This window comes from Parafrankia discariae (genome assembly GCF_000373365.1).
In the GTDB taxonomy this organism is placed as follows: Bacteria; Actinomycetota; Actinomycetes; order Frankiales; family Frankiaceae; genus Parafrankia; species Parafrankia discariae.
Genome location: NZ_KB891102.1, coordinates 452,313 through 472,766 on the forward strand (window position 1 = coordinate 452,313; position 20,454 = coordinate 472,766).

Sequence of the window (20,454 nt, forward strand, 5' to 3'; positions counted from 1 at the left end):
GCGAGTTGTGTCAGCCGATCTATGCGCTCGGGGGACGACTCGTATCCGCCCACCGCCGAACAACGCGACCCGCCAGCCCGCCCGTCGGCGACTCGCCGGCCTGCGCTACTCAGGTGGGCAGCAGCCGCTCGATGAAGTGCTGGAGCTGCTCGACGTTGCGGCACTCGACCATCTCGTCGACGAGGTCGGCGTAGGCGGTGGTGGCCGAGTCGCCGGACCCCCAGTAGCTGCGCGGCTCCGGGTTCAGCCAGTAGGAGTGCCTGGCCTGCCCGCACAGCCGGCGGAACACCGCGGCCGAGGTGGCCCGGTAGTTGTTGCGGGCGTCCCCCAGTACGAGCAGGGAGGTCCGCGGGCCGACGGCGTCCGGGTACTTCTCGGCGAAGACCTCGATCGCGTGGCCGTAGTCGCTGTGGCCGTCGAACCAGACCAGGTCGGCCTCGGAGGCGATCCGGGCCATCATGTCGCCCAGCTCCAGCCCGCGCAGGAAGCGGGTGACCTCGTCGGTGGTGTCGATGAACGCGAACGCGCGGACCTTGGAGAACTGCTCGCGCAGCGCGTGGGTGAGCATGAGGGTGAAGTGCGCGAAGGAGGACACCGATCCGGACACGTCGCACAGCACGACCAGCTCGGGCTTGTGCGGCTTGTGCGGCCGGTGCTTGGTCTCCAGCGGCACGCCACCGGTCGCCAGCGACGCCCGGACGGTACGCCGGAAGTCGAGCCGCCCGGACCGGCCGAGCCGGCGACGGGCCGTCAGCCTGGTCGCCAGCCGGCGGGCGAGCGGATACACCTGGCGGCGCAGCTCGACCAGATCACGCTGGGAGGCGCGCAGGAAGTCGACCTGGTCGGCGAGCGGCTTCACCGCGGTCCGCTCGACGGCCTCGAGGCCGCGCTCCTCGGCCATCCGCCGGCGGACCTCGGAGGAGATCATCTCCTCGAACGCCCGGATCCGGTCGGCGATCGTCTGCCGCGCGATCCGCTCCTCGAGACCGCCGCGGTCGTCGTCGCCGAGCATCGCGGCGAGCAGGTCCGCGATCAGCGTCTCCGGGGACATCGCCCGCAGCACCCGGTAGATGAAGTAGCTGCGCTGCCCCGGACCGTTCTGCGCCGCGCCGAAGGCGCTGACCGAACGGCGGGCCAGGTCACGCAGCTTCTCGTCGTCGCCGTCGAGCAGCGCGTCGCGGAGCTGGTCACGCATGGCCCGGCGCAGCGCCTCGACCTCCTGCGGGGTCAGCTCGGACGGGTCGCCGTCCCGCTGCTCCCCCGGCCGCCGCTGCTCCCCGGCGGGGCCGCCCTCCTCGGGCAGCACGACACCGTCGCCGATCCGCGGCGGGAAGTACAGGTCGAACAGCGAGTCGAAGGCGCCGCGGTACAGCGGGCGCTTGCACATCGTCGCGGCGAACGCGGCCCGCAGGGCATCCCGGTCGGCCCAGCCGAGGGCACCGACCGCCCGCGCGGCGTCCACCGTCTCGGCGCTGCTCACCGGGACGCTGGCGCGGCGCAGCGCGGCGGTGAACTCGACGGTGCGGTCGAGCAGGTTCATCTGGACCTCCCGGTCCTGGGTCAGTCCGGTCCTGGGTCAGTCCGGTCCCGCGTCAGTTGGCGCCGAGCTTGAGCTGGCTGATGGCGCGGGCCTGGTCGCTGGCGTGCTTGAGGACCACGCCGAGGGTGGAGGTGACGGCGGCGTCGTCCATGGTGTCGAAACCCAGGGCGAGGACGGTCTGGCCCCAGTCGATCGTCTCCGCGATCGACGGCGCCTTCTTGAGCTCCATCGCCCGCAGCGCGCGCACGATCCGCACCAGCGACTCGGCCATCTTCTCCGGCAGCTCGGGCACCCGGGCGAGGACGATCTCCTTCTCCCGGGCGGCCGAGGGGTAGTCCAGGTTCAGGTACAGGCAGCGGCGCTTGAGCGCCTCCGACAGCTCCCGGGTGGCGTTCGAGGTGAGGATGACGAACGGCCGGCGGGTCGCCTTCAGCGTGCCCAGCTCGGGGATGGTGACCTGGAAGTCGGAGAGCACCTCCAGCAGCAGGCCCTCCACCTCGACGTCGGCCTTGTCCGTCTCGTCGATGAGCAGGACGGTCGGGTCGTCCCGCCGGATCGCGGTGAGCAGCGGCCGGGAGAGGAGGAACTCCTCGCTGAAGATGTCGTCGTGGGTCTGCTGCCAGCTGGCGGTGCCGGCGTCCCCCGCGGCCTCGCCCGAGACGTTGGAGGCCGCCTGGATGCGCAGCAACTGCTTCTTGTAGTTCCACTCGTAGAGCGCGCGGGCCTCGTCCAGGCCCTCGTAGCACTGGAGCCTGATCAGCTCGGCGCTGACCGCGCTGGCCAGCGACTTGGCGAGCTCGGTCTTGCCGACACCGGCCGGCCCCTCGACGAGCAGCGGCTTGCCCAGCCGGTCGGCGAGGAAGACCGTGGTGGCGATCGCCTCATCGGCGAGGTAGCCCGTCTCCCGGAGCCGTTCCCGGACATCAGCGACGTCTGCGAACGCGTATCCCTGCAACGACATGGCCACCTTCCGGTCCAGCACCTAGCACTACCACGGTCCATAGTGCCAGTGGTTGGCAGCACATGACGGATTGACGAGGGATGACGGGCTTCCGGAGTGCTCCGGAGTGCTCCCGGGAGGGCCGTTGCCGCCTCCGGAGAAGCCGTTCGCCACACCCGCGCGCCGCCCGGTCACACCAGGTGGCCGTCCCCGATGCCCACCCAGGTCGTCGAGGTCAGCTCGGGCAGCCCCATCGGCCCGCGGGCGTGCAGCTTCTGGGTGGAGATGCCGATCTCGGCGCCCATCCCGAACCGCTCGCCGTCGGTGAAACGGGTCGAGGCGTTCACCATCACCGCGGCGCTGTCGCAGGAGGCGACGAAGCGACGGCTCGCCGCCAGCGACCGGGTCACGATCGCCTCGGTGTGGCCGCTGCTCCAACGCCGGATGTGGTCGATCGCCTGGTCCAGCGAGTCGACGACCCCCACCGCCATGTCGAGCGAGAGGTACTCGGTCGCCCAGTCCTCGTCGGTGACCGGCACCGCGGACGGGTCGACCGCGCGCACCGTCTCGTCGCCGTGCACGGTCACGCCCGCCTCGCGCAGCGCCGTCAGCACCCGGGGCAGGAACTCCGCGGCGATCCCGGCGTGCACGAGCAGGGTCTCGGCCGAGTTGCACACCGACACCTTCTGCGTCTTCGCGTTCACCGTGACGGCCAGCGCCGTGTCGAGGTCGGCGTCGGCGTCCACGTACACGTGGCAGTTGCCGACGCCGGTCTCGATGACCGGAATCGTCGACTCCTCGACGACCGCGCGGATCAGGCCGGCCCCGCCGCGCGGGATGAGGACGTCCACCAGGCCGCGCAGCCGCATGAGGTGCTTCACCGAGTCGTGGTCCGCCCCCGGGACGAGCTGCACGCCGTCGGCGGGCAGCCCCGCGGCCACCGCCGCCTCCCGCAGGACGTCCACCAGCACCCGGTTGGAGTTCAGCGCCGAGGCGCTGCCGCGCAGCAGCACCGCGTTGCCGCTCTTGAGGCACAGGCCGGCCGCGTCCACCGTGACGTTGGGCCGGGCCTCGTAGATGATCCCGATGACGCCGAGCGGCACCCGGACCTGGCGCAGCTCCAGCCCGTTGGGCAGCACCCGCCCGCGGACGACCTCACCGACCGGGTCCTCGAGCGCCGCGACCTGGCGCAGGCCGTCGGCCATCGCCTCGATCCGCTCCGGGGTCAGCGTCAGCCGGTCGACCAGCGCGGCGGAGGTGCCGGCGGCCCGCGCGGCGGCGGTGTCCAGGGCGTTCGCGGCGAGGATCTCGGCGGACCGGTCGAGCAGCGCCGCGGCCATGCCCAGCAGCGCGGCGTCCTTCGCCGCCCGCGGCAGCGGGGCGAGCAGCCCGGCGGCCTGCCGGGCTCGGACCGCGCTGGCGCGGACGTCCTCCGCAGAGGTGTTCATGACCGGCTTCCTCCCGACTGTCCGCGACGGCCGGCGCGGACACGGGCCCGGCGTCGACGGCGCGCCGCTGTGCGCCGTTCCCTGAGGCTACCGGCGTCGGGTCAGCGACGGGTGAGGAGCGGCACAGCGGGTCCGGCAGGCGGGTCCGGCCCCGGGCGGGCACGGCCGGTCAGCGGCGGGTGAGCAGCAGGACCAGGTCGTCGCGGTGGACGACCTCGCGCTCGTAGGACGGGCCCCGCTCGGCCGCCAGCTCCATCGTCGAGCGGCCGAGCATGCCCGGCAGCTCGCCGGAGTCGAACTCGACCAGGCCGCGCGCCACCGGACGGCCCCGCGGGTCGACCAGGTCGACCGGATCGCCGGCGGAGAAGTCCCCCTCGACCTTGGTGACGCCGGCCGGCAGCAGCGAGGCCCGCCGGTCCACCACCGCGGCGACCGCGCCCTCGTCGAGGTGCAGCCGGCCCTCGGGGGCGGTGGCGTGGGCGAGCCAGAGCAGCCGGGACGCCCGGCGTGGGCCCGTCGGGTGGAACACCGTCCCGACCTCGTCGCCCGCCAGCGCGGCGGCCGCGTGGGCGGCCGAGGTCACGATCGTGCTCACTCCGCCGGACGCCGCCATCCGCGCGGCGTCGATCTTCGTCGCCATGCCGCCGACACCGACACCGGCGGTGCCGGTGCCACGGGCGGTCAGGCCGTCGAGGTCGGCGTCCGAGTGGACCTCACGCACCATGCTCGCCGGGCCCAGCCGCGGGTTCGACTCGTACACGCCGTCGACGTCGGAGAGCAGGACCAGCAGATCCGCGGAGACCAGGTGGGAGACGATCGCGGCGAGCCGGTCGTTGTCACCGAACCGGATCTCCTGGGTGGCGACCGCGTCGTTCTCGTTCACGATCGGCACGACGCCGAGGGCCAGCAGCCGCTCCAGGGTCGTGCGCGCGTTGCGGTAGTGCGTCCGCCGGATCACGTCGGTGGCGGTGAGCAGGACCTGGCCGACCCGGTGCCCGGCGCGGCCGAACGCGTCGGCGTAGCAGTGCACGAGTGAGCTCTGGCCGACGCTCGCCGCCGCCTGCAGGGTCGCCAGGTCACGCGGCCGCCTGGTCAGCCCGAGCGGGGCGAGACCGGCCGCGATCGCGCCCGACGACACCAGCACCAGGCCGCCGGCCCGGCCGGCGACGGCCGCCACCAGCGCCTCGACCCGGTCGGTGTCGAGCCCACCGGCCGCCGTGGTCAGCGACGACGAGCCGACCTTGACGACGACCCGGCTCGCCTCGGTGACGAAGGAACGGACCACGGCCTAGCCACGCCCGCTGTCGGCGTCACCACCGAAGCCGCTGCTGTCGTCGAAACCGCCGTCGGCGTCGAAACCGGCGCCCGCGCCGAAGCCGGCGCTGTCACCGTCACCGAAATCGTCGGCGGGGTCGTTCAGGGCCGTCCGCTGCGCCCGGGTCAGCCGCTTGGACGTCCGCAGTCGCAGGTCGGTGCCCCGCGGGCCGAGCGGGAGGTCGGAGACCACCGCGCCACCGCGCGCGCCGGCCCGGGTGCCCCCGGAGCCGCCGACCGTGGCGATCGTGACGGCGGTGCCGGCGGTGCCGAAACCGGCGTCACCGTAGCCGTCGCCGTCCCCGCCACCGGCTGCGAGCAGCGCCTCCCGGCCGGACAGCGTCGGCTCCCAGTCGAAGGTGACGGCACCGATCGTGACCGCGACCCCGGGGAAGGCACCCCGCTTCGCGAGCTCCTTCTCGACACCCAGCCGGGCCAGCCGGTCGGCCAGGTAGCCGATGGCCTCCTCGTTGCTGAAGTCGGTCTGGCGCACCCAGCGCAGCGGCTTGGTCCCGCCGACGACGAAGCCGTCGCCCTCGGCCCGCACCGTGAAGTCCGGCTCGTCCACCGCCCGCGGGCGCAGCACGATCCGGGTCGCGGCCGGGCTGGGCGCGGCGGCGCGCAGGCTGGCGACGAGCTCGGCGAGCTCGAGCGCGAGCCCGCGCACCCCGTGCCGGCTCGCCGTGCTGATCTGGTGCACGGTGAGACCGCGGGCCCGCAGATCAGGGGTGACCAGCTCGGCGAGCTCGGCCGCGTCCGGGACGTCGACCTTGTTCAGCACCACGAGTCGCGGCCGGTCCGACAGGTCGGTCGTGTAGGCGGCGAGCTCCGCCTCGATCACGTCGAGGTCGGTGAGCGGATCGCGACCGGGCTCGAGAGTGGCGCAGTCGAGCACGTGGACGATCAGCGAGCACCGCTCGATGTGCCGCAGGAACTCCAGGCCCAGACCCCGGCCCTGGCTGGCCCCCGGGATCAGCCCGGGGACGTCCGCCACCGTGAACGGGCGATGGTCACCGGCCTGGACGACACCCAGGTTCGGGACCAGGGTGGTGAACGGATAGTCGGCGATCTTGGGGCGGGCGGCGCTGAGCACCGAGACCAGCGAGGACTTGCCCGCGCTCGGGAAACCCACGAGCGCGACGTCGGCCACGCTCTTGAGCTCGAGGACGGCGTCGAGCCCCTCACCGGGCTCCCCCAGCTCGGCGAAGCCGGGCGCCTTACGGCGGGACGAGGCCAGCGTGGCGTTACCCCGCCCGCCGCGACCGCCGTGGGCCAGGACGTAGGTGCTCCCCGCCCCGACCAGGTCGACGATCTGCTCGCCGTCGGGCGAGAGCACGACGGTACCGTCCGGCACCGACAGGACCAGGTCGTCACCGTCCGCGCCGTGCCGGTTGGAGCCCTGGCCCGGACGACCGCCGCCGGCCCGCTGATGCGGGTGGAAGTGGAAGTCGAGCAGGGTCGTCACGCCACTGTCGACGCGCAGCACCACGTTGCCGCCGCGGCCGCCGTTACCGCCGTCCGGCCCGCCCAGCGGTTTGAACTTCTCGCGGTGGATCGAGCAGCAGCCGTGCCCGCCGTCGCCGGCGGCGGCGTGCAGAACCACCCGGTCGACGAACGTCGGCATGATCTGCCACCTCTCCTAACTCCGCGGTTGACCGCGGTCTGACGTCTGACACACAAGAGCGCCGCGCTGGCCACACCGGAGGGGCTGTGGCTCGCGCGGCGCCCTGTGAACGACTACGACCCGGGCGACGACCGCCCACCGGCCCCCGGCGTCAGCGCGCCGCAGTTCTGGCGGGTCTGGCGGACGCCGGACCACTCTGGGCCGGTCAGGCCGGTACGGCGGCCTTCTCGGCGCGCTCGGTATCGGCCGAGACGATGTTCACGACCCGGCGGCCCCGCTTGCGGCCGAACTCGACGTGACCCGGGGCCAGCGCGAACAAGGTGTCGTCCTTGCCGCGGCCGACCAGGTCACCCGGGTGGAAGTGGGTGCCCCGCTGCCGGACGATGATCTCGCCGGCCTTGACCAGCTGGCCACCGAAACGCTTCACGCCGAGCCGCTGGGCGTTGGAGTCACGGCCGTTGCGCGAGGAGCTCGCGCCCTTCTTGTGCGCCATCTCGTCAGGCCTTCCCCGTCTCGATCCCGGTCACCTTCAGGCGCGTGTACTTCTGGCGATGGCCCTGACGCTTGTGGTAGCCGGTCTTGTTCTTGAACTTGTGGATCCGGATCTTCGGACCCTTGACGACACCGACGACCTCGGCGGTGACCGCGACGGACGCGAGAGCGTCAGCGTCGTGCGTGACCGACTCACCGTCGACAAGCAGCACCGCCGGAAGGTTCACGGCCGCGCCCGGCTCCCCGGGGACGAGTTCGACGTCGACGACATCGCCGACGGCGACCCTGTGCTGCTTGCCGCCGCTGGCAACGACCGCGTACACCAGATCTCCCTGCTGTTGGATCTCGCTTGGACCGCCTGGAGCGGCCCGTCAAGCCTGCCTCACGAGCGGGCGCCCTCGGCACGCGGCCTCGCCGCTGCGCCATCCGCGCCCGCGCCGGTAAGCCCGCACCCACGGCTCGCACCCAGCGGCCCGCATCCGCGCCCGCAGGTACGAACCCTGCCAGCACGGACGCACGCTCAGGACGCGCCTGTCTCGTGTCCGTCCACCTTACAGGTCATCCGGGCAAGGGTGAGACACGCCCACCCGGCACGACCGCCGACCGGCCACAGCGAAGATCGAAAAGAAGACGCAGCCCACGGGAAATCAATGAAAGAACGACAGAAGAACATGGAAAAGCACACTGCGATGGAGACACGGGCGATAGGCGGGTTCCGAGAGGGTCATGTTGCCTATGACCCGGACGGGCCATGGTGACGAACGAGTCTCGGGGAAAGCATGTGGGGTCCTCCAGCGCGGCGACGAGGGCCGTCCCCACCCGGACGGGTCGCCGACGGAGCACACCGACGGCGCCTGCCCTGGGGGGCACGCGAGGAGGCACGTGACCCCGCGTCACACGACGCCGCGCGACGTCCGCACCGCGGAACGAGCCGGGTCGGGGCGGCCCGAGTCGGGGCGGATCAGCGGATTCAGAGGGGGCGATCGGGGTGCACTGGCATTACGTGACATGGGCGGCGGGCGCCGCCACGATCTCCGCCCTGGCCGTCGCCTGCCTTCCCCTGATCGCGGCGGCACTCACCCCGCCCGCGACCGGGCACGCCACGCCCACCACGCCCACCCAGGCCGCATCGGGTCGGGCGGCCCCCGCGGCGGCGGGCGTGCTCGTCATCCTGGTCGTGCTGATGGCGACCGAGCTCGCCTTCGACGGGCTGGTCGAGCCGCCGTCCTGGGTCCGGGCCGGCTGGGCGGTCGCCATCGCGGTCGCGGCGGCGTGGCTCGCCGCCCACGGCCGCGAGCTGACCGCACCGACCCAGTACGGCTTCACCCGCCCCGGCGGCGCGTCGCCCATGACCGGCGGCACGGGAGCGGCGACCGGCACCGGGCCGACCGGCCCGGCTGGGTCGACCGGCCCGGCCCGCGTGACGGACCCGCTGTCCGAGCAGGACGATCTGGTCCAGACGCTGGTCCTGGCCTCGTACGCCCTGCAGATGGGGGACGAGCCCCGCGCGCGCCAGGCCGTCGACGGAGCACTGCGGCGCTCCCGGGCGACCCTCGACGAGCTGATGCGCCAGCGCGGCTGCCACAACCTCATCCGAACCGCCCCGGCGACCGCCGGCCCCCCGCCCCCCACCACCTCTACTAGTCACCAGCCCCGCCAAAAGAAGCGTGGCGGGTGGGTGAGCCCATGGGCTCACCCACCCGCCACGCTTCTGCCGTACGTGGGGCCGCACCCGCGGGCGGGTGCGGCGGGGCGGTCAGGGGGTGGTGGCTTCGGAGGGGACGGCGATCGGCTGGGCGGTGTCCGTGGGCTTGGAGACCGGGCGGGAGGCGCGGCGGCGGCGAGCGCGGGCCGGCTTCTCGGCGCCAGCCGGGGTGTCCGTCCCGTTCGTCCCGGACTGCAGGACACTGTCCGGATCATCGGTGTTCGCGAACACCGGGATACCTCCGGAACCCGGCCGCGGCTCACCGTCGACCGTGGTGCCCTCGCTCTCGCTGTTCCCGGCCCCGTTCGCTCCGGCCCCGCCGCTGAAGCCGGTGCCACCACCGTTGCTCTCAGTGTCCTGGTCGCGTCCGGCTCCGACCGTCACGGCGATCCGGGCGGCGCGCGGTGCGACGGCGTCCAGCGAGGCCGTACCGGCCGCACGCTCACCGAGAGCGGCCGGCCCCGACGCCCCCGCCGACCCGACCGATCCAGCTGAATCAGTCGCAGCCGCCGGTACGGAGCCGTTCACGGACCCGACAGCCCCGTCCGAGGAGAGGTCCGCCCCGTCCCCGGCCGGCGAGACCGCGGCGGCCACGAGGGCCGGACCGGCGGGCTTCGTCGCGTGCCGCCCCCGGCGGCCCGTGGAGGAACCGGCCGCCTGGGCCGGAGCCTCCGCCGCCGGCTGGCTCGCCGGCGCCGCCTCCCTCGGATGCGGATCCCTGGCGTGCGCGGAGTCCAGGTGGACGAGCACACCACGCCCGTTGCAGTGGGCACACGGTTCGCTGTAGGCCTCCAGCAGGCCCTGGCCGACCCGCTTGCGGGTCATCTGGACCAGACCCAGGCTGGTCACCTCGGCGACCTGGTGGCGGGTCCGGTCCCGACCGAGGCACTCGGTGAGCCGGCGCAGCACCAGCTCCCGGTTGCTCTCGAGCACCATGTCGATGAAGTCGATGACGATGATGCCACCGATGTCACGCAGCCGGAGCTGGCGGACGATCTCCTCCGCGGCCTCGAGGTTGTTCTTGGTGACCGTCTCCTCGAGGTTGCCACCCTTGCCGGTGAACTTGCCGGTGTTGACGTCGATGACGGTCATCGCCTCGGTGCGGTCGATGACCAGCGAACCGCCGGAGGGCAGCCAGACCTTGCGGTCCAGCGCCTTCGCGAGCTGTTCGTCCACCCGGTACTCGGCGAAGACGTCCCCGGTCCCGACGTAGCGGCGGACGCGGTCACGCAGGTCCGGGGCGACCGTGTCGACGTAGCCCTCGACGGTCGCGGCCTCGTGCGAGCCCTGGACGACCAGCTCGGTGAAGTCCTCGTTGAAGATGTCGCGGATGACCCGCACCACCAGGTCGGGCTCGCCGTAGAGCAGCGACGGCGCGCTGGCCTTCTGCGCCTTGCGCTGGATGTCCTCCCACTGCGCGACGAGGCGCTCGATGTCGCGCTCGAGCTCGGCCTCGCTGGCGCCCTCCGCGGCGGTACGGACGATCACCCCGCCGTTCTCCGGGGTGATCTTCTTCAGGATGCTCTTCAGCCTGGCGCGCTCGGTGTCCGGCAGCTTGCGGCTGATGCCCGCGTTCTGGCCGTCCGGCACGTACACGAGATAGCGGCCGGGCAGGCTCACCTGGCTGGTCAGCCGCGCGCCCTTGTGCCCGAGCGGGTCCTTCGAGACCTGGACGAGCACCGACTGCCCGGACTTCAGCACCTGCTCGATCTTGCGCGGCCGACCGTCGAGGCCCGAGGCGTCGTAGTTGACCTCACCGGCGTACAGGACGGCGTTGCGGCCCTTGCCGATGTCGACGAACGCCGCCTCCATGCTGGCCAGGACGTTCTGCACCCGCCCGAGATACACGTTGCCCGCGTAGGACGCCGAGCTGGCCCGGGTCACGAAGTGCTCGACCAGGACGCCGTCCTCGAGCACGGCGATCTGGGTGCGGTCCCCGTTGTGGCGGACGATCATCCGGCGCTCGACCGACTCCCGCCGGGCGAGGAACTCGGCCTCGGTGACGATGGGAGCGCGGCGGCGACCGCTGTCACGGCCCTCACGCCGGCGCTGGCGCTTCGCCTCCAGCCGGGTGGAACCGCTGACCCCGCGGACGAGGTCGTCGTCCCGGCGCGTCTCGCGCACGTGCACGACGGTGTTCGGGGGGTCGTCGGGGGTCGGCGTGGTCTCCGCGCCGGTCCCGGAGCGGCGACGGCGCCGGCGACGCCGCCGGGATCCGCCGGCGCGGTCGTCGTCCGAACCGTCCTCGGCCAAGTCGTCGGCGCCGTCCTCGAGGTCCGCGCCCTCCTCGGCGTCGGACTCCTCGTCGGCGTCGGGATCGGTTCCGGCCACCAGCTCGGCGTCGGAGTCCGTCTCCTCCGCCTCGTCGAACGTCTCCCGCGCCGGCGCGCGCCGCGACCGGCGGCGGGCGGGCCTGGGCTCGCGCTCCCCCGGCTCGGCTTCGAGCTCGCGGTCGTCACGCTCCTCCGCCTCGTCGCCCGACTCGTCGGCGAGGTCGCTGGTCTCGGAGATCTCGTCCTCGCCACGGGCCCGGCCACGGCCGCGGCGGCCGCGGCGCCGACGGCGGGTGCCGCCCGGCCCGGCGTCGTCGGCGTCCCCGTCCCCGTCGACGGACAAGTACTCGCCGCCGTCGAACGCCTGCTCGCCGCTGTCCGTCTCCAGTGCCTCACCGAACTCCGCGGTGTCGTAAGCGACCGCGTCGTCGGCCGCGTCAACGATCTCGTCGGCCGGGACGGCCTCGTCGAGGTCCGCGCCCGGGAGACCGCCGCGACCGGTCACGGCGGGCTCGACCGGCGCCTCGTCGTCGGCGGCGCGCCGGCGACGGGGCCACGGATCCACGACCGCCGGCTCCGGCTGCTGGAACATGATCATCGCGACGGGGCGCCGGGCCGGCTGCCGGGTCACCGGCGCGGGGGCCGGCGCCTCGGCACCGCTGGTCCACGTCGGGGCGACCGCCCGGGTGCGTCGCCGCGGGGTGCGCTCGGCCCGCGGGGGCTCGGACGCGCCGGGCGCCTCGGCGGCGGCAGCGGTCCGCGCGGCGGCGACCGCCCCGGTTCCGGCCACGGGAGTGGTTCCGGTGGTTTCGGCGGCCACGGTCGCGGTGGTGGTGTCAGTGGTGCCGGCGGTGCCCGCCTCGGCGGTGGTATCCGCCGCCGCTTCGGCGATCGGCTCCACCAGCGGGTCGCCGGCCTCGTCGACGCCCGGCCCGGAAGCCGGCGGGGTGGCCGCCACGACCGGCGACGTGGCCCCGACGGCCGACGAGTCCGGGGCCGACACGGCGGTCGGGGCGGGCACAGAAGCCGGAGTGGACACGGAAGCCGGAGTGGACACGGAAGCCGGGGCCGGCACGGCGACCGGAGCAGCGGCGGCGGGAGTCCGCCCGACCGCCGCGTCCGCGCCGGATGACGCGGGCGCGGTGGATTCGACGCCCGGCGCACCCGAGGACGTGCCGGCCTCGGCGGCCGGCTCGACCTTCGTGGCCGTCCGACGAGCACGGGTCCGACGCGGCTTGGTCGCGGCGGGGGCCGCCTCGCCTGGCGCCGTAGTGTCAGCGGGCGCGGCGGGCGCGGCGACGTCGATCTTCGCGGCCGACCCGGAGGAGTCGGCGGTGACGTCCGCACCGGCCGCGGTCGCCGCGGCGGCGGGCGACCCGGTCTCGGGGGACGCCGTCACGGGCGCCTTCGAGTCGAGCGCCTTCAGGTCGGGCGCCTCGGCGGCGGGCGACACGACGTCAGGCGACGCGGCGTCGGCGGAGGCAGAGGTGGCTGGAGTGTCGGACGCGGCCGCGCCGGCCTCCCGGGACACTCGGCGCGGCCGGGTGGTCCTGGCCCGCCGGGCCGGCTTGGTTGGCGCGGCTTCGGGCGCCGGCTCGGCGGCGGCCTCGACCAGCGGGACCGCGGTGTCCGGCGCGCCGCCGGCCTCGGCACCGGTGGCGGCGCCGGCACCGGTGGTTCCAGCCGCGGCGGAATCAGCCGGGGCGACGGGCGGGCCCGCCTCCTCGGGGGGCGACCCGGCTGGTCGGCCGGCCGCGCGGCGGCGCCGGGCGGGACGTTGCGGCGCGGTCTCGGCGACCGCGCTCTCAGGGGCCGCGGCAGCCGCAGGGGTGTTGTCGGAGGGCACAGTCTCGGAGGGCACCGTCCCGGGGGACGGTGCCTTGGCAGGCACCGCCTCGGAGCGCGTGGCCTTGTCCTCGATGATCTGATCTTCGGGCACGGGTTATGAAGCCTCTCGGGCTCCCGGGCGCGCTGTGTCAGCAGTCGCGGCCGCGCAGAAGCCACTGTCTCGGTCCGACGGTGGTGCCGCCGGCAATCCTGCGACGCCCTGCATCACGCTCCGAGTTGACCCACCAGCCGGGCAGCCTCGTCGCGGTCCGGTACCAGCGGGTCCGCCAGCGTTCCGTCCTCGCGCAACCGGCCCTGTTCGAGTCGTGTTGGCTCGGGCGGCACCGGGACGCTGAGGACGGCGACCGCGGAAAGGGCGGTCAGCACGTCGTCGGGTCGAACGGCGGGCGTCGTGTGCCGTACGACCACGTCCAGTATCGCACAGGTGTCGTTCTCTGCACGGCAAACGGCCCAGACCACGGCCTCGCGCACGTCCACGCGACGCCGTCCGTCCTTGGTGGCCCGCTCGACCGTCAGCGATTCCCGGCCCAGCAGCTCGGTCACCGCGACGTCCAGATCGGCGGCCGCGACGCCCGGCATCCTCAGCCGCCACCGGGACGCGTCGATGCGGTCGGGCAGTGGCGGGCTGTCCGCCGCGACGCAGTGCAGGACGTCCAGCCCAGGTGGGAGCGCCGCGTCCAGTGCCGCGCGGACCTGCTCGGGCTCCATCGGCGCGGACAGCGCGACCTCGAAGTACTCGGCCTCGCTCGCGGCGCCGGTGGGCGCCGCGCCGACCCACGACACCCGGGGATGGGGACTGAACCCGGCCGAGAACGCGACCGGTATCCGGGCCCGGCGCAGGCCGCGTTCGAAGGTCCGGGCGATGTCGCGGTGCGAGAGGAAACGCAGCCGCCCCCGCTTGGCGAACCGGACCCGCACCCGGGCCACCACCGGCGGGGGCGGCGGGCCCTCAGGTCGACGAGGCACTTGCCCGCGCCAGGTCGGACGGAACAGCGGATGACCCGCCGGCGCCGGTGCCGGTGCCGGCACCGGCCGCGGCGGCCGGGTCCGGCGCTCCGGCAGGAGGCCCCACCGGGATCACCGGGATCAGGGTGCGCCCGGTGGGCCCGATCTGGTTCTCGGTTCCCATCGTCGGGCACACCCCGCAGTCGTAGCAGGGCGTCCAGCGACAGTCGTCCAGCTCGGTCGCGCGCAGGGCCTCCTGCCAGTCGGCCCACAGCCAGTCACGGTCGAGGCCGGCGTCGAGGTGGTCCCACGGCAGGACCTCGCGCTCGTCGCGCTCGCGGGTCGTGAACCAGTCCAGCGAGACACCGAGCCCGGTGAGCTCCGCCTCGCACGCCGCCTCCCAGCGGGCGAACGAGAAGTACTCGCTCCAGCCGTCGAAGCGGCCGCCGTCGCGCCAGACCCGCTCGATCACCCGGCCGACCCGGCGGTCACCGCGGGCCAGCAGGCCCTCGATGATGCCCGGGCGCCCGTCGTGGTAGCGGAAGCCGACCGCCCGGCCCACCTCCCGGTCGGCGCGCACGGTGTCCCGCAGCAGCTTGAGGCGCCGGTCGGTCACCTCGTGGGACGCCTGCGCCGCCCACTGGAACGGCGTGTGCGACTTGGGGACGAACCCGCCGATGGACACGGTGCACCGGATGTCGCGGTGACCGCTGGCCCGCCGGCCGGCCCGGATGACCTCGCGGGCGAGATCCGCGATCTCCAGGACGTCCTCGTCGGTCTCGGTGGGCAGGCCGCACATGAAGTAGAGCTTCACCTGCCGCCAGCCGTTCGCGTAGGCCGTGCTGACCGTGCGGACCAGGTCCTCCGCGCTGACCGTCTTGTTGATGACCTTACGGAGCCGTTCCGAGCCGCCTTCGGGGGCGAAGGTGAGCCCGCTGCGGCGGCCGTTGCGGGAGAACTCGTTCGCGAGGGTCACATTGAAGGCGTCCACCCGGGTGGAGGGCAGGCTCAGCGCCGTGTTGGTGCCCTCGTAGCGGTCGGCCAGGCCCTTGGCGATCTCGCCTATCTCGCTGTGGTCCGCGCTCGACAGCGACAGCAGGCCGACCTCGGAGAAACCCGAGGCCGCGAGCCCGGCGTCGACCATCTCGGCGACGGTGGTGATGCTGCGTTCCCGCACCGGACGGGTGATCATGCCGGCCTGGCAGAACCGGCAGCCGCGGGTGCAGCCGCGGAAGATCTCCACGCTCAGCCGCTCGTGCACCGTCTCGGCCAGTGGCACGAGCGGCGCCTTCGGGTACGGCCACGAGTCGAGGTCGGTCAGGGTGTGCTTGGCGGGCCGTTCCGGGACCTCGTCCCGGTTGCGGGTGACCGCCGCGATCCGCCCGTCCGGCCGGTAGGTGACGTCGTAGAACCCAGGGACGTAGACCAGCTTGCGGCGGGCGAGGCGGTGCAGCAGCTCGGTCCGCCCGCCGGGCGAGCCGGCGGCCTTCCAGGCGCGGGTGAGGTCGGTGATCAGCAGGACGGCCTGCTCGCCGTCACCGATGACGACGGCGTCGACGAAGTCCGCGATCGGCTCGGGGTTGAAGGACGCGTGCCCGCCGGCGATGACGATCGGCCAGGCCAGGCCGTCGCCCGGGGCCGCGCGGTCCGCGGTGTGCAGCGGGATGCCGGCGAGATCCAGGGCCGAGAGCAGGTTCGTGTAGCCGAGCTCGGTGGAGAAGCTGACCCCGAAGAGGTCGAAGTCCGCGACCGGGCGATGGCCGTCCACCGTGAACTGCGGTATCCCGTGCTCACGCATCAGGGCCTCGAGATCCGGCCAGACCGAGTAGGTGCGTTCGGCGAGGACGTCCGGCTGCTCGTTGAGGATCTCGTAGAGGATCTGGACGCCCTGGTTCGGCAGCCCGACCTCGTAGGCGTCGGGGTACATCAGACACCAGCGGACCGCGGCGTCGCCCCAGGGTTTGACGACCGCGTTCCCCTCGCCGCCGACGTACTGGACGGGCTTCCGGACCCGTGGGAGCAGCGGCTCCAGGAGGGGAAACAGCGACTGTCCGGACATGCCCGCGAGCCTACGGCACCGCAGCGTGGCCGACCGCCTCAGGCCTCAGAGCGCGTAGGGGTCGGAGCGCGAGCGCAGGCGGACATTCTGCAGCAGCCCGACCGCGATCATGTTCGCGAACATCGAGGAACCGCCGTAGGACAGGAATGTCAGCGGAAGGCCGGTCACCGGCATCACGCCGAGACACATGCCGATGTTGACGAAGATCTGGAAGGTGAACCAACAGACCACGCCGGTGGCGATGAGCGCGCCGAACGAGTCCTGCGAGTGGAAACCGATCGTCAGCGCCCGCCAGAGCACCACGCCGAGCAGGACGATCACACCCCCGGCCCCCAGATAGCCGAGCTCCTCGCCGGCGACGCTGAACACGAAGTCGGTCTGCTGCTCGGGCACGAACTGGCCCTGGGTCTGCTGGCCCTCGAACAGACCACGGCCGGTGATGCCGCCGTTGGCGATCGCGGTCATCGCCTGGTCGACGTTGTAACCGGTCGACGACGCCGCCTTGTTCTCGGAGACGAACGAGGTGAGGCGCGCCTCCTGATAGGGCTTGAGCAGGTGGAACTGGAGGATCGCCCCGCCGAAGAGAACCCCGCACAGGATCAGGCCCAGCACCCAGCGCCGCGGCGCGCCGCTGACCGCCAGCATCCCGAGGGTGACGAACACCAGCACCATGACCGTGCCGAAGTCGGGTTGCAGCATGATCAGGGCCATCGGCACGACGGCGAGGCCGAGCACCAGCAGCACGTCGCCGTGGCCCGGCGCGCCGCGGCGGATGCCGGTGTGCCGGTCCTCGTGTTTCTCCCCGAGGATCATCGCGGCGCCGACGACGAGCGCGACCTTGGCGAACTCCGACGGCTGGAGCTGGAAGCCGGCCGGGAGCACGATCCACGAGTGGGCCCCGTTGACGGTGGTGCCGACCACGAGAACGGCGACGAGACCGACCAGCGAGCCGAGATAGACGAAGGGCGCGTAGGCCCGCAGGATCCGGTAGTCCACCAGGGTCGCGGCGGCCCCGAGCAGCAGGCCGATCATCAGATTCAGCAGGTGGCGTTTCAGGAAGGTCTGCGGGTCTCCCCCGGCCTCCTCCAGCCGCTGGCGGGTGGCCGACCAGACCAGCAGGGCACCCAGCAGGGCCAGCGCGATCACGCTGATCTGCAGAACCCAGTCGAGCCGCCGCAGCGGCGAGTGCCGCCCCGAGGCGCGGTCGCGCAGCTGCCCGATCCGCCCCCGGACCAGCACCGGGGAGGAACGCAGCGCGGTGGGCCCCTGCTCCTGCGTCATCATTCGCCTCCCCTGCCACCGGTGGACGGCCGTTCGCCGCCCGCTGTTCCCGTTGCCGTGGTTCCCGTGCCGTGGTCGCTGTTCTCGCTGCCGGGTCTCGTTGTCAGCCGCGGCCGGTTGGGCCGCGCGCCCGCGCCTCCCGCTCACCTGCCGCCGCACCCGCCGCCACCGGGCCGCCGGCCGGCTCACCGCTCTGGTCACCCGTGAGCACCGCCGGCGCCGTTCCCGTGAGCGCCGCCGGCGCTGTCTCCGTGAGCACCGCCGGCGCCGTGCCGGTGAGCACCGCCGGCGCCGTGCCCGTCGGCACCGATCCCGGCAGCGCCGCACCCGGGGCCGTCGTGCCGGCCGTGCCGGGAGCGGCCGCGGGGGCGCCGGAGGCCGCGGCGAACGTGCCGTCACGGCTGAGCTTGGGCAGCTCGGCCGGTGGCTTGCCGCCGGGTACCGCTCCGGGACGCCCGACGCCGTAGAGCGCCTGGTAGATCTCCTTGGCCACGGGCGCGGCGTACTCGGCGCCGGTTCCCGACTCCGGGATGCTCACGACGACCGCGAACTGGGGGTCGTTCGCCGGGGCGAACGAGGCGAACCACGAGGTGTCGCCCTTGCCCTCGACCTCGGCGGTCCCGGTCTTGCCGGCCACCGGGACCATGTCGCTGGGCCAGTCGGCGAACACCCCGGTCGCCGTGCCGCCGCCCTCGGTCGTCACCCCGGTCAGGCCGCCCCGGATGTAGGCGAGGATCTCCGGCGAGACGGGCAGCCTGCCGACGACCTTCGGCTCGATCGGCTTCACCTCCCTGCCGTCCGGCGAGACCGTGGCCTTGGCCAGGGTGGGCTGGTAGATCGTCCCGCCGTTCGCGATGGCCGCGTAGGCGGTGGCGAGCTGCAACGGACTGACGGAGAGGTACTGCCCCTGCCCGATGGCGAACTGGACGGCCGCACCGGCGTTGTAGAGGTATCCGTCGACGCAGGCCTCGGCCGCGTACTTGCGGAAGCGCTCGGCCTTCGTCGGGTCGGACTCCTCCGGGTAGCCGTTCTGCGCGCGCCGGCAGTAGGAGTCCTTGAGCTCCTCCCAGATCTTCTTCGCGTCCGCCCGGTCGACGACGGAGCCGGCGGTCTCGCCCGGCAGGTCGATGCCGGTGCGCCGGCCGAAACCCATGGCCTCGGCCATGTGGATGAAGTACTCCTTGGGCTCCGGGTAGGGGCCACGGCCGTTGCGCAGCCCGCCGTCGGCGACCCAGGCGTCGTAGGCGAACTTGTCGAAGATGACGTCGCAGGAGATGACCAGCGCCTGGTGCAGCGTGATCGGGCCCGCGGACGAGCCGTCGAAGTTGTGGAAGATCTGGTCGCCGACCTGCAGAGTCGGGGCGCAGTCGTAGGTCTGGTCACCGGTCGCGCCCAGGTTCTGCATGGCGACGGCGGTCGAGACCACCTTGAACGTCGACCCGGCCGCCGCCGAGCCCTGGAAGGCGCGGGACAGCAGCGGGGTGCCGTTGGCCGGGTCTGACAGCGCGGCGTAGTCGTTCTGGGAGACACCGCCGACGAACACCGACGGGTCGTAGGACGGCAGGCTGGCCAGCGCGACGACGCCGCCGGTGCGCACGTCCAGCACCACCGCGGAGGCGGAGCGGGCTCCCCCGCCGAGCGAGTCGAGCGTCTTCGCCAGCGCCTCCTCGGCCGCGCGCTGGACGTCGAGATCGAGGTTGAGCACGAGGTGGTCGCCGCTGACCGGCGGGGTCGTCGACGCGGTGCCCGCGACCCGGCCGAACCGGTCGACCTCGAGGCGTTCCACGCCGTCCGCGCCGCGCAGCGCGTCGTCGTAGGTGTACTCCAGGCCGGAGACGCCGATCAGGCTGTTGAGGTGGTAGCCCTTCTCGTCGCCCTGCTTGTCGAGCTGCTCCTGCGAGACGGGGGCGAGGTAGCCCAGCTCGTGCGCGGCGAGCCCGCCGTTCGGGTACTCGCGGACGGCCTGCAGGTCCGCGGACACGCCGGGGAAGCGGTCCGGGTGCTCGATCACCGCGAGCGCCTGCGCCGGGGTGACGTCCTTCGCCACCGGGACCGGCTGGTAGGGCGAGCCGTTCCAGCAGGGCGCCCGCACCGTGGCCGAACAGAAGCGGACCCGCTGCTCGAGCTCGGCCAGCGGCGCCCCGATGACGGTGGCCAGCCGGTCGAGCACGGCCTTGCCCTTGTCCGCCTGGCGGTCGATGGCCGACCGGTTGACCGAGATGACCAGCGAGGTGCGGTTGCGCACCAGGGGCTGGCCCTCGTCGTCGACGATCATGCCCCGGGTGGCGGGGGTGACCACCTCACGGACCCGGTTGGTCTCCGCGACCTGGCGGTAGCGCTCGCCGTCGAGGATCTGCAGCACCCACAGCCGGGCGCCGAGCGTCACCAGCAGGGAGAGCACGAGGACCCGAAGGATCAGCAGCCGGATCCGCATCCGGTCGGTCACACCCGCCTCCGATCCCCGCGCAGGCGGCGGGAGGCCCCCGCCGCGAGCGGGAACAGGAACGGCGTGACGAGCAGGGCGTAGAGCCCGGCGGCGAGCGCGCGCACGATGGCCTGGCCACCGGTGAGGGCCGCGTCGCCCAGGATCGACGTGGTCGCCGCGTGGCCCAGGGTGCCCAGCGCCGCCGCGGCACCGACGGCGGCGAGCGGCACGACGATCGAGCGCTCCGCCGCGTTCATCACCAGGCCGGTGAGATACCCGACCAGGCACAGGACGAGTGCGGTCTGCCCGATCACATGGGTGGACAGCAGGTCGGCAACGAGCCCGACGGTGAAGCCCAGGACCGCGCCGAGCATCGGCCCCTCGATCAACGCGATGATCGCGAGCAGGACGAGGACCAGGTCGGGCCGGCCGAGCGGTGCACCGAGCCGGGCCACGACCGAGACCTGCAGGACGACGGCGACCAGCAGCACCACCACCGCGGCCGCGAACGTGCGCGGATGCAGGTTCTCCTCGGGGCTTCCGGTATCCCACACGGCCGG

The 20,454-nt window shown here is 73.4% G+C and carries 14 protein-coding genes; all 14 read right to left on the reverse strand.

What is annotated here, in order from left to right; translation table 11 throughout:
- Window positions 1-109: 109 nt before the first annotated feature.
- The 14 genes from B056_RS0101900 to mreD all read right to left on the reverse strand — a co-directional run bounded on the left by B056_RS0101900 (window position 110) and on the right by mreD (window position 20,448).
- Window positions 110-1,540, reverse strand: coding sequence for a vWA domain-containing protein (locus B056_RS0101900; RefSeq protein ID WP_018500209.1), 1,431 nt, complete (start codon window positions 1,538-1,540; stop codon window positions 110-112).
- Window positions 1,541-1,592: 52 nt separating this feature from the next.
- Window positions 1,593-2,501, reverse strand: a complete 909-nt coding sequence (locus B056_RS0101905) for an AAA family ATPase (protein WP_026239225.1) — start codon at window positions 2,499-2,501, stop codon at window positions 1,593-1,595.
- A gap of 170 nt (window positions 2,502-2,671) precedes the next feature.
- Window positions 2,672-3,928: a glutamate-5-semialdehyde dehydrogenase gene (locus tag B056_RS0101910; RefSeq protein WP_018500211.1), complete on the reverse strand. Its 1,257-nt coding sequence runs from the start codon at window positions 3,926-3,928 to the stop codon at window positions 2,672-2,674.
- A gap of 169 nt (window positions 3,929-4,097) precedes the next feature.
- Entirely contained in the window at window positions 4,098-5,213 is a 1,116-nt protein-coding gene (gene proB, locus B056_RS0101915; protein WP_018500212.1) for a glutamate 5-kinase, read from the reverse strand.
- Window positions 5,214-5,216: 3 nt separating this feature from the next.
- On the reverse strand, window positions 5,217-6,866 hold the full coding sequence (gene obgE, locus B056_RS0101920) for a GTPase ObgE (RefSeq protein WP_018500213.1): 1,650 nt from the start codon (window positions 6,864-6,866) through the stop codon (window positions 5,217-5,219).
- A 205-nt stretch (window positions 6,867-7,071) separates the two neighbouring features.
- Window positions 7,072-7,359 carry a 50S ribosomal protein L27 gene (rpmA, locus tag B056_RS0101925; protein ID WP_018500214.1) on the reverse strand — a complete coding sequence of 96 codons (288 nt, stop codon included), beginning with the start codon at window positions 7,357-7,359 and terminating at the stop codon, window positions 7,072-7,074.
- Window positions 7,360-7,363: 4 nt separating this feature from the next.
- Entirely contained in the window at window positions 7,364-7,681 is a 318-nt protein-coding gene (gene rplU / locus B056_RS0101930; protein WP_018500215.1) for a 50S ribosomal protein L21, read from the reverse strand.
- A 676-nt stretch (window positions 7,682-8,357) separates the two neighbouring features.
- Window positions 8,358-8,951 (reverse strand): hypothetical protein, encoded by a 594-nt coding sequence (locus tag B056_RS42305; RefSeq protein ID WP_154676773.1) that lies wholly within the window; start codon window positions 8,949-8,951, stop codon window positions 8,358-8,360.
- 163 nt (window positions 8,952-9,114) lie between these two features.
- Entirely contained in the window at window positions 9,115-13,275 is a 4,161-nt protein-coding gene (locus tag B056_RS0101940) for an Rne/Rng family ribonuclease (RefSeq protein ID WP_018500217.1), read from the reverse strand.
- 113 nt (window positions 13,276-13,388) lie between these two features.
- Complete coding sequence (locus B056_RS0101945) at window positions 13,389-14,150, reverse strand: TIGR03936 family radical SAM-associated protein (protein ID WP_026239226.1); 762 nt, start codon at window positions 14,148-14,150, stop codon at window positions 13,389-13,391.
- Window positions 14,134-16,188, reverse strand: coding sequence for a TIGR03960 family B12-binding radical SAM protein (locus tag B056_RS0101950; protein WP_018500219.1), 2,055 nt, complete (start codon window positions 16,186-16,188; stop codon window positions 14,134-14,136). The genes B056_RS0101945 and B056_RS0101950 overlap by 17 nt, the downstream gene beginning before the upstream one ends.
- Before the next feature lie 45 nt (window positions 16,189-16,233).
- The gene (gene rodA / locus B056_RS0101955; RefSeq protein WP_026239227.1) at window positions 16,234-17,469 is read right to left on the reverse strand and encodes a rod shape-determining protein RodA; all 1,236 of its coding nucleotides are present in this window, start codon (window positions 17,467-17,469) and stop codon (window positions 16,234-16,236) included.
- A 103-nt stretch (window positions 17,470-17,572) separates the two neighbouring features.
- Window positions 17,573-19,915, reverse strand: coding sequence for a penicillin-binding protein 2 (mrdA, locus tag B056_RS0101960; RefSeq protein WP_018500221.1), 2,343 nt, complete (start codon window positions 19,913-19,915; stop codon window positions 17,573-17,575).
- Window positions 19,912-20,448, reverse strand: coding sequence for a rod shape-determining protein MreD (mreD, locus tag B056_RS0101965; RefSeq protein ID WP_026239228.1), 537 nt, complete (start codon window positions 20,446-20,448; stop codon window positions 19,912-19,914). The genes mrdA and mreD overlap by 4 nt, the downstream gene beginning before the upstream one ends.
- Window positions 20,449-20,454: the final 6 nt, after the last annotated feature.